Raw genomic sequence first — 8653 nt, 5'->3', positions numbered from 1 at the left:
TCGTTATATTCGATTTTATAACTACCACCGATTTCAGAAAAAATTAAACAACCTTAGTCCGGTTGAATACCGAACTAAGGTTGCCTAGGTCTTTTTTATAACTGTCTACTTGACGGGGGTAACTCCATTCTGCAGGGTTTTTCTTTATTAGAACGGAAAGCTGAGCTGCTCCACCTCGGGGGAGGGAAGCGGCATTTCGGGTTGGAAAGGCGCGGCGCTGCCTGCTATTCTCTCCGGCTTGCAGCCGCCGCTTCGTTTCTCGGGCGCGTCGTCGAACAGACGGAGTTTTTGCTTCAGCCCGCCGGCGAGCGTCTTGATCTTTTCCGCATAACGCGGATCGGGATAGGCGCCTTGGAACAAGCTTTTGTACCGTGGAACAAGCTCCGGATAATGCTGCCCGAGCGCATGCATAAACCAGTTTTTCACGTCCGGCGACAAACGGAGCAGCGAAGTCATCGCAAACGAGGCCTGATGATCTTTGGCGGCGGTCATCAATTCCTCGAGATTTTCCTTCGAATCCGTCAGAAAGGGCAGGATGGGCGCAATAAACAGTCCGGTATGCACGCCGTTTGCCGACAGCTTTTTCACGGTTTCAAGCCTTTTGTAGGGGAGAGGGGCTCCCGGTTCCATCATCCGGATGACGGAAGGGTCAAGCGAATTCAAGCTGATATTGACCGAATCGACTTTCATACGGCTGAGCAGATCGAGGTCGCGTAAAATGAGCGGCGAACGCGTGGTGATGCTGGTGCGGATCCGGTATTTGGCGAGCACCTCAAGGCAGGCGCGAGTGATCCGCGCCTTGATTTCCACCGGCTGATAAGGATCGGTCGCCGTCCCCAGGACAACCAAGCCGACATGCCGCTGAAGCTCGCCGATATCGTAACGGAAACGCCGGGCCATCCGCGACAGCTGCTCTTCCAGCGCCTCGGCCGCGTTCGTTTTCAGCATGATCCGGTTTTGGAATTCATCGTCGGCTTCCCGTCCGATAAAAGACTGAAAACCTCGGGCATAACAAAAGCTGCAGCCGTGGGCACATCCGCGATAGGGATTGATGGACCAATCGAAGGGCATGCTTTTTGCCTGCACCTTGTTCAGCGTTTGCTTGACGGTTTGGGTTTCGTACATTTTTTTGGACAAGGATCCTCACCTCCGTGTTACGAACATTTGTTCTGTTTGTGTTTAGTATACTATACCTCAGTTCGTTTTGAAAATGCGATGGGAAATGAAGGCAGCCGCAAAGAAATCAGGATTTTGCAAAATCCGATTCAAAATAAAAGAAGGCAGGGACCAAAAATGCAACCGCAAATAATCGATATCGGAGTAAATTTGACGAACCGCTCGTTTCATAAGGACCGCGAAGAGGTGATCGAACGGGCGGAAGCCGCTGGAGTTACGCCGCTCATCGTAACCGGCACCAGTGTAAGAAGCAGCGAGGAAGCCGCACGTTTTGCCGAAACGCACCCCGGAAAGCTGTATGCCACGGCAGGCGTTCATCCCCATGACGTGAAGGAATGCGGCAGCGGTACGCTCGAGCGGCTGCGCGAGCTTGCCGCGCTTCCGCAGGTGGTAGCCATCGGCGAATGCGGACTGGATTACAACCGCGATTTTTCGCCGCGCGATATGCAGCGCGAATGGTTTCAGAAGCAGGTTCAGCTTGCAGGGGAGCTGGGGATGCCGCTGTTTCTGCATGAACGGGACGCGCATGCCGATTTTGCCGCCATTATGCGGGATTATCCGGACATGATCGCGAAATCGGTGGTGCACTGCTTTACGGGAACCCGGGAAGAGCTCGAAACCTACGTCGAGATGGGCTTTCATATCGGCATTACCGGCTGGATTTGCGACGAGCGGCGCGGACAGCATCTGCGTGAGCTGGTGAAAAACATTCCGCTCGATCGGCTCATGATCGAAACGGATGCGCCGTATCTGACGCCGCGGGACCTCAGACCAAAGCCGAAGGACGGGCGGAACGAGCCTGCGTTTTTGGCGCATATCGCGAAGGTGATCGCCTCCTGCATGGGCAAAGACGTGGAGGAAGTCGCAAACGGCACGGCCAAAACGACAAAAGCGTTTTTTCAAATCCCGTAAAGGGGATATTCACGGTCCGTCTTTTGTGAAAGTACGCCGATAGCTGTTTTTCTTGTATATTGTGACATCCGCTCTGTTGTATAATGTCATCAGGACACGGAAGAAGTCAGATCTTCCACAATTATGGAGCAGGCGGGATGAGATTTTGAGGCATGTTATGAAAAAAGGAATTACGCTCCGGTTTACCATTTCGCTGTTGGTGATCACGGCGATTTTGCTTACGATGTTGATGAGCATTACCTCTGCCGTACAGGTTAACCGAACTTCCTTGATCGACAATTATTTGAACAAAAACGAATCGTATTCGAAAAAGATGGCGTCCAACGCGAACGAATTGCTGAAAACGATGCAGGAGAACATCCGGGCAATCGCCGTCATTTCCGGGCGGGAAAGCACGATTGATCGGCAGTTGTTCGATGATCTGTTTCAGGAGAACACCCAATATTTCAATTCGATTGTCGTTGCAGACCACGAGCGGGTCGTTCAGGCGATCAGCCCGCATACGACCGGAATATCCGTGGGGGACAAGCTGACCTCCGAGCAAAGCAAAAAAGCCGTTGACATAAAAAAACCTTTTATCTCCGAGCCTTACCGTGCGACGACGGGGCGGCTCATCATTCTAATTTCAGCTCCCATCGTGGACAAAAACGGGGCCTATAAAGGATTTGTGGGCGGCACGATTTACCTGGAGGAAAAAAACGTGCTCAGCACGATGCTGAAGGAGCATTTTTTCGGGGACGGTTCTTACGTATACGTCGTGGAAAAAAACGGAGATTTGATCTTCCATCCGGACCGGCAACGGGTCGGGCAGAACGTCGTTCAAAACGAAGTCGTCCGGAAGGTAATATCGGGCCAAACCGGCTCCCAGAAGGTAACCAATTCTTTGGGAGAAATTTTTCTGGCGGGTTATGCGTACGAATCAAGCAGCTCGTGGGGCATCGTTTCCCAGACTCCATACGAAGTGATCGACAAGCCGTTAAATCTGTTGGTCAATCGAATGCTGCTGTTTTCGCTGCCGTTCCTGCTGCTGATTTTGGTTCTGGCCTGGTGGGTCGCTAGCCGGATCGCGAAGCCGCTGCATACGCTGGCCCGGTTTTCGGACGAGGCTACCTTGAAACCCGTGCCTGCCGAGAACATTCCGGACATCCACTCTTATTATTACGAGGTCAGGCTGTTATCGCAAAGCGTGAAAATTGCGCTGCAAAGCATGAACCGCGATTTGACGCATCTCAGGCATGAAGTCAACGTCGACGAGCTGACCGGCCTTGTCAACCGCAGAGGTTTTGACGGCGTGATGGCGGGCTGGCTGGAAAGCAACATGCCGTTTGCGCTCATTTTGATCGACATTGACCATTTCAAGCTGGTGAACGATACGTACGGGCATGTGGTCGGCGATGAAGTGCTCCGTTATTTGTCGCGGCTGATGCAGCTGGTCGCTTCCGAAGAGGACGTATGCTTCCGCTATGGCGGCGAGGAATTTGGTATATTGATCAACCGCTCCGGACTGGGCAGGGCAAAAGATATGGCGGATCGGCTGCGTGATCAGCTTGCCATCACCAAAAGCCCGACCGGCCAACCGATCACGATTTCCGCAGGTATCTCGGCATTTCCGGCGCACGGCCATTCGGCCGAGGAGCTCGTGATGCGGGCGGACGAGGCCTTGTACCAATCCAAAGAAAACGGCCGAAACCGGACCACGGTAAGCAGGGTGGCTCAGTAAAAGGGCTTCCCTCGCCCGCCGCAAAACTTTGGAATTGTGAAAACGGCAATCATGTGTTAAGATGGTAACAATTACAATGATCGGAGGGTTCGCGAAGTTATGATTAATATTAAATTCCGTTTTTTCTCTTTGTGCCGCTAATTGAATAGTGCTCAAAGGCTCTGCCCTGTGCAGGGCGAACGGGATTGGTATGCATATCTTCGGATGAACCCAATATATTCATACGCGTGCCTTCTAAGTCTTTTCAGGCTTAAGGCGCGCAAGGGTTACGGCGGGAGAGGCTTCTACAGCCCCTCCTTTGCTGTTTTTCGGGTACGCTTGACGGCTGCAAAGGCGGCTGTTTTCCTGACCTAACGGATGGATGCGAATCTAAAAGCCTCTTTGGCTTTTTATTTGGCATGCGGCCGGCGCCTCAGGCATCCGTGACCTCTCGTTCGTTCCTGAAACCACAGGCAGCAGCCTGCGGTTTTTTCGTTTGTTTCGGGGATTTTCCAAAATTTCGAGGCAAATAATAATCACTTGGAGGGATTTCATATATGAAACAACCTGAACTGTTAGAAACGATCGATCAACGCGCCGTTCTTGTCGGCGTCAATTTGAACAACCAACGCGATTTCGACTATTCGATGGAAGAGCTCGGCAACCTCGCGGAAGCCTGCGGCGTAGAGGTGGTCGGCCAGCTGACACAAAACATGGAGCGGGTCAACAAGTCCCACTACATCGGCACGGGCAAGGTAGAAGAGCTCTCGGGTTTGTATAGAGGGCTGGAAGCCAACCTGATTATTTTCAACGATGAGCTGTCCCCTTCCCAACTGCGCAATCTGGAAGCCGACCTGGAATGCAAGGTCATCGACCGGACGATTCTTATTTTGGACATTTTCGAAAAACGAGCCAAGACGCGCGAAGCCCAGCTTCAGGTCGAAGTGGCCCAGCTGCAGTACATGCTGCCGCGGCTGGTCGGGCTGCGCGAATCCCTGGGGCGGCAAAGCGGCGGCGTCGGCCTGAAAAACAGGGGGGCCGGGGAAACGAAGCTGGAGCTGGACCGCCGCCGGATCGAGGAAAAAATAACGGCGCTGAACAAAGAGCTGGAGTCGCTGGTGTTCCAGCGCCAGACGCAGCGCAAAAAACGCAAGAAAAACGAGCTGCCGGTCGTGTCCCTTGTCGGGTACACCAACGCGGGCAAATCGACGATCATGAACGCCATGATCGAAAGATTCGGGGCGGCGGGAAACGCCGAAGAAAAAAGCGTGTTCGAAAAGGATATGCTGTTCGCCACGCTCGAAACGTCCGTGCGCAACATCCAGCTTGAAGACAACAAGAGCTTTCTTCTGACCGACACCGTCGGTTTTGTCAGCAAGCTCCCGCATCATCTGGTCAAAGCGTTCCGCTCGACGCTCGAGGAGGTCGCCGAAGCCGATTTGCTGGTCCACGTCGTGGATTATGCCAACGATAAATACGAGCAGCTGATCGACATCACGGAAAATACCTTGAAAGAGATCGGCGTAACGGATATCCCGACCATTTTTGCCTATAACAAATGCGATTTGGCAGGCCGCGACATTCCGGAAGTGCAGGAAAACGCCATTTATATGGCGGCCAAACCGCGGATCGGCGTCGACGAGCTGGTTGATCTCATCAAAAGCTATGTGTTCAAAGACTACGTCCGCTGCGAAATGCTCATTCCTTACGACCAGGGCCAAGTGGTGTCTTACTTAAACGAGCACGCGGATATCCAAGCGACCGAATATGAAAACGAGGGGACCCGCTTGACCCTCGAATGCAGGCAAAAGGATTACGAGAAATACCGTGAATACGTGATCGGATAAACTGGGCGGCCCGGTTCGAGGGAAAACTCGACCGGGCTTATTTTTGTGCCGGTGATTGAATGGGCCGGATTGGGGTATGAAAAATAATATGCGGATGCCGCGCGGATATCCGGGACGGATCAGGGAATATTAGGCAGTGAAAAGAAACAGCGAGGTGATGATGCATGACAGCACCGGAGCAGCATGTCAAGCTGCATGGATTCAACAACTTGACGAAGTCTTTGGCTTTCAACATGTACGATATCTGCTATACCCGGACCAAGGAGGAGCGGGAAGCGTACCTCGAATATATAGACGAGCAGTATAATGCCGACCGGCTCACCGCTATTTTAAAACAGGTTTCGGACATTATCGGCGCCCATGTGCTGAATATCGCCAAACAGGATTACGTCCCCCAAGGGGCAAGCGTAACGATTCTCGTATCGGAAGGCCCTGTGGTGGAAGTGCCGAAGGAGTCTTACGCGGAATCGCCGGGGCCGCTTCCCGAGTCGGTCGTGATGTCGCTCGACAAAAGCCATATTACGGTCCATACGTACCCGGAATACCACCCGGATGACGGGATCAGCACGTTCCGGGCCGACATCGACGTATCCACCTGCGGGGAAATTTCGCCGCTGAAGGCGCTGAATTATTTGATCCATTCCTTCGACACCGACATTATGACCATCGATTACCGGGTGCGGGGTTTTACGAGAGATATTAAGGGACATAAGCTGTTTATCGACCATGACATCAACTCGATCCAGAACTATATCCCGGATAACGTGAAGGATCTCTACCACATGATTGACGTGAACGTCTACCCCGAGCATATTTTTCATACCAAATGCAAGCTGAGGGAGTTCGATCTGGACAACTACTTGTTCGGATATACGAAGGATGGCCTGAGCGAGCAGCAACAAAAAGAAATCACGGAACGGATCACGCAGGAGATGGATGAAATCTATTACGGCAAAAACATGAGCTGAAACATAATCAAAACATAATGAAAACGCATGAGCTGAGGAAAAGGTTTCCTCGGCTTTTTTGCGAAATCAGAGGTTTGGGCGCAGAAAATCCAGGCATTTCTCGTCAAACGGAAATATAGCTTTAGGCCTTATGCCCAGGGGTTTTGCGAAATGTCATTTGGCCGTTTGTTTTTTCATAACATGGAAAATAGGCCGATGTTAACACGGACTCAGGTCTTGTTTTCGGGCTGGGGATGGTTATAATTTCCTGATTTTTTCAAGAAGCTGGATTAATGATAGGGAATCATGTTTAATTTTTAGTAAAAAGGGTCAGAGAGGACTGATAGTTATTTCTCGCTTATTTCGGTCTATCGCTCTTATGCTGATTACGATCGTTTTATTGGGAGGTTGTCAAAGCGTGAACAAGTCGGAAAACAACGGCCAAATGCAAGAGGCCAAAGAGCTCGCCATCCAATATTTCAAGGATGAATACGGCCTGGACGTGGAAATTACGGATCAGGAGAGACTCGCAGAATACATAACGCCCAAAATTACGATGAAAGGCCATGTGAAAGGAAAACCGGAGGAAAGCTTCAACATTTCGGTGGATTATGAAGACAAAAAAACGACCGACTTCGTCATGAGCCCGGAGCTCGAAAAGGCCATCCGCGCCAAAGGGATCGACCCCTTCGCGAAGAAGGATACGGCAAAATAGGACGCTGTGCACGTTCGGATGAAAAGAGGGAGGAGTACGTTTGAGCAAGGGACCTCGGATCACGGATGAAATGTATAAAAAAATGTCGGACCTCGCCTACTCCGATCTGAAAAAAGGGAGCAAGCCGCAGGATCTGCCGGGGTGGGAGGTATTGGAGGACGCGGCCAACGACGATTCTTCGGGTTTTGACGCCGTCACGTTTTACAATCCGGAAACGAAGCAGGCCGTCATCGCTTACCGCGGCACGGAAGGCGGGAGAGGACTGTTCCATTCCGTGCCGGACTATGTGACCGATGTCGGTATCGGCGAGCGGGAGCTGGAGCGGAAAATAGGAAAAAGCTTTGAAGTCAAAATGCCCTGGGACGACAAGGTGCAAAAAATTGAGGACCATTTGGGGATTACCGCAGCCAAGGACTGGGTGGGCGGCGCCGGCAAAGCGGTGGATAAATTTTTCAACGGGGACAAACAGCTGTACCAGGCCGAGGATTATGCCAATGAAATGAAGAAAAAACACAAGGACTTGGATTTTTCGCTGACGGGCCATTCGCTTGGCGGGGCCAATGCGCAGTATGCCGCGGCATATACCGGACTTTCGGCCGTCACGTTCAGCGCCCCGTCCGTCATGGGAAGCCTGACGAGCGGCGCCAGACGCAAAGCGGAAAACGGGGAATTCGACTCGCAAATCGTCAACTATGTCCATCCAAGGGATCTTGTCGGCAGCGGCACGATGGGCGGATATGACCGCCATGTCGGGTCGACGTATTACATCGACTCCAACTATGAGGATGCGAATGCCGGTTTCGGCCTTTTCGAAAAGATCGGCAATTCGTTCGGCGGTGCCCATTATCATAGTTTGAAACAGTACCGATTCGATGAAAACGGCAGTCTCGCCAATCCGCTGTATGACGCCGAAACCGGGGAGAAATTGAACGGATCGCCGCGGGCGCCGCTGTCCTTCGGGGAGGCTTTGGGGATCCCGGGAGCCTATTTCGCGCCGATCGAGCTTGCGATGAAAACGGGCATCGCCATGGCCATGGGCGGCATGGGCTCGGGCATGATCCGGGTCACGCCGGAGGAGCTGAAAAGCGTGGCCGAAAAATGGAGCCAAAACGCGCATCAGATCAGCTCGGATATGCAGGCTGTCAGGGCCAAGCTGATGAGATATACCCAGTCAAGCCACAGCCGCAGGCTGCAGCCGATCGTGGCGCAGCTGGACGCTTCGGTCAGCGAGCTCTCAAAATGGCATGTCGAGCAGACGACGTTGTTTCTCGATTTCATCAAATCGAAGGCCGAGCAGTTTCATCAGGCCGATGCTTCCGGCCCTCAATTGATGCAATAAGCTTTCGAATCGGAGGGA

Annotated in this window: 8 protein-coding genes; 7 read left to right on the top strand and 1 reads right to left on the bottom strand. The window is 52.4% G+C overall.

The annotated features are described in order from the left end of the window. Positions 1-7 precede the first annotated feature (7 nt). Positions 8-88 (top strand): IS3 family transposase, encoded by an 81-nt coding sequence (locus RJP21_RS31395; protein WP_397386297.1) that lies wholly within the window; start codon positions 8-10, stop codon positions 86-88. 59 nt (positions 89-147) lie between these two features. On the opposite strand, the gene RJP21_RS30800 is transcribed toward RJP21_RS31395, so the two are convergent. Then, complete coding sequence (locus RJP21_RS30800; protein ID WP_310862583.1) at positions 148-1137, bottom strand: SPL family radical SAM protein; 990 nt, start codon at positions 1135-1137, stop codon at positions 148-150. Positions 1138-1293: 156 nt separating this feature from the next. Here RJP21_RS30800 and RJP21_RS30795 point away from each other — a divergent pair, with 156 nt between their 5' ends. The 6 genes from RJP21_RS30795 to RJP21_RS30770 all read left to right on the top strand — a co-directional run bounded on the left by RJP21_RS30795 (position 1294) and on the right by RJP21_RS30770 (position 8635). Further along, entirely contained in the window at positions 1294-2088 is a 795-nt protein-coding gene (locus tag RJP21_RS30795) for a TatD family hydrolase (protein WP_310862582.1), read from the top strand. Between the two features lie 157 nt (positions 2089-2245). After that, positions 2246-3808: a sensor domain-containing diguanylate cyclase gene (locus RJP21_RS30790; RefSeq protein ID WP_310862581.1), complete on the top strand. Its 1563-nt coding sequence runs from the start codon at positions 2246-2248 to the stop codon at positions 3806-3808. Positions 3809-4344: 536 nt separating this feature from the next. Beyond that, positions 4345-5634, top strand: coding sequence for a GTPase HflX (hflX, locus tag RJP21_RS30785; RefSeq protein WP_310862580.1), 1290 nt, complete (start codon positions 4345-4347; stop codon positions 5632-5634). Positions 5635-5798: 164 nt separating this feature from the next. Continuing rightward, positions 5799-6602, top strand: coding sequence for an adenosylmethionine decarboxylase (gene speD, locus RJP21_RS30780; RefSeq protein WP_160043703.1), 804 nt, complete (start codon positions 5799-5801; stop codon positions 6600-6602). A 397-nt stretch (positions 6603-6999) separates the two neighbouring features. Continuing rightward, complete coding sequence (locus RJP21_RS30775; RefSeq protein WP_236575749.1) at positions 7000-7296, top strand: hypothetical protein; 297 nt, start codon at positions 7000-7002, stop codon at positions 7294-7296. Positions 7297-7336: 40 nt separating this feature from the next. Next, complete coding sequence (locus tag RJP21_RS30770; RefSeq protein WP_310862579.1) at positions 7337-8635, top strand: Tle-like phospholipase domain-containing protein; 1299 nt, start codon at positions 7337-7339, stop codon at positions 8633-8635. Positions 8636-8653: the final 18 nt, after the last annotated feature.

Origin of the sequence: Paenibacillus sp. VCA1 (assembly GCF_031583795.1) — a bacterium.
Classification (GTDB): Bacteria; Bacillota; Bacilli; order Paenibacillales; family Paenibacillaceae; genus Paenibacillus_AQ; species Paenibacillus_AQ albilobatus.
Note: the sequence above shows the minus strand (reverse complement) of the source record. Positions and strands in the feature narration are given on the sequence as shown.

Coding starts and splice junctions, on each gene's coding strand:
- RJP21_RS30795 (WP_310862582.1), top strand. CDS start 1,294: ATGCAACCGCAAATAATCGATATCGGAGTAAATTTGACGAACCGCTCG.
- RJP21_RS30790 (WP_310862581.1), top strand. CDS start 2,246: ATGAAAAAAGGAATTACGCTCCGGTTTACCATTTCGCTGTTGGTGATC.
- hflX (WP_310862580.1), top strand. CDS start 4,345: ATGAAACAACCTGAACTGTTAGAAACGATCGATCAACGCGCCGTTCTT.
- speD (WP_160043703.1), top strand. CDS start 5,799: ATGACAGCACCGGAGCAGCATGTCAAGCTGCATGGATTCAACAACTTG.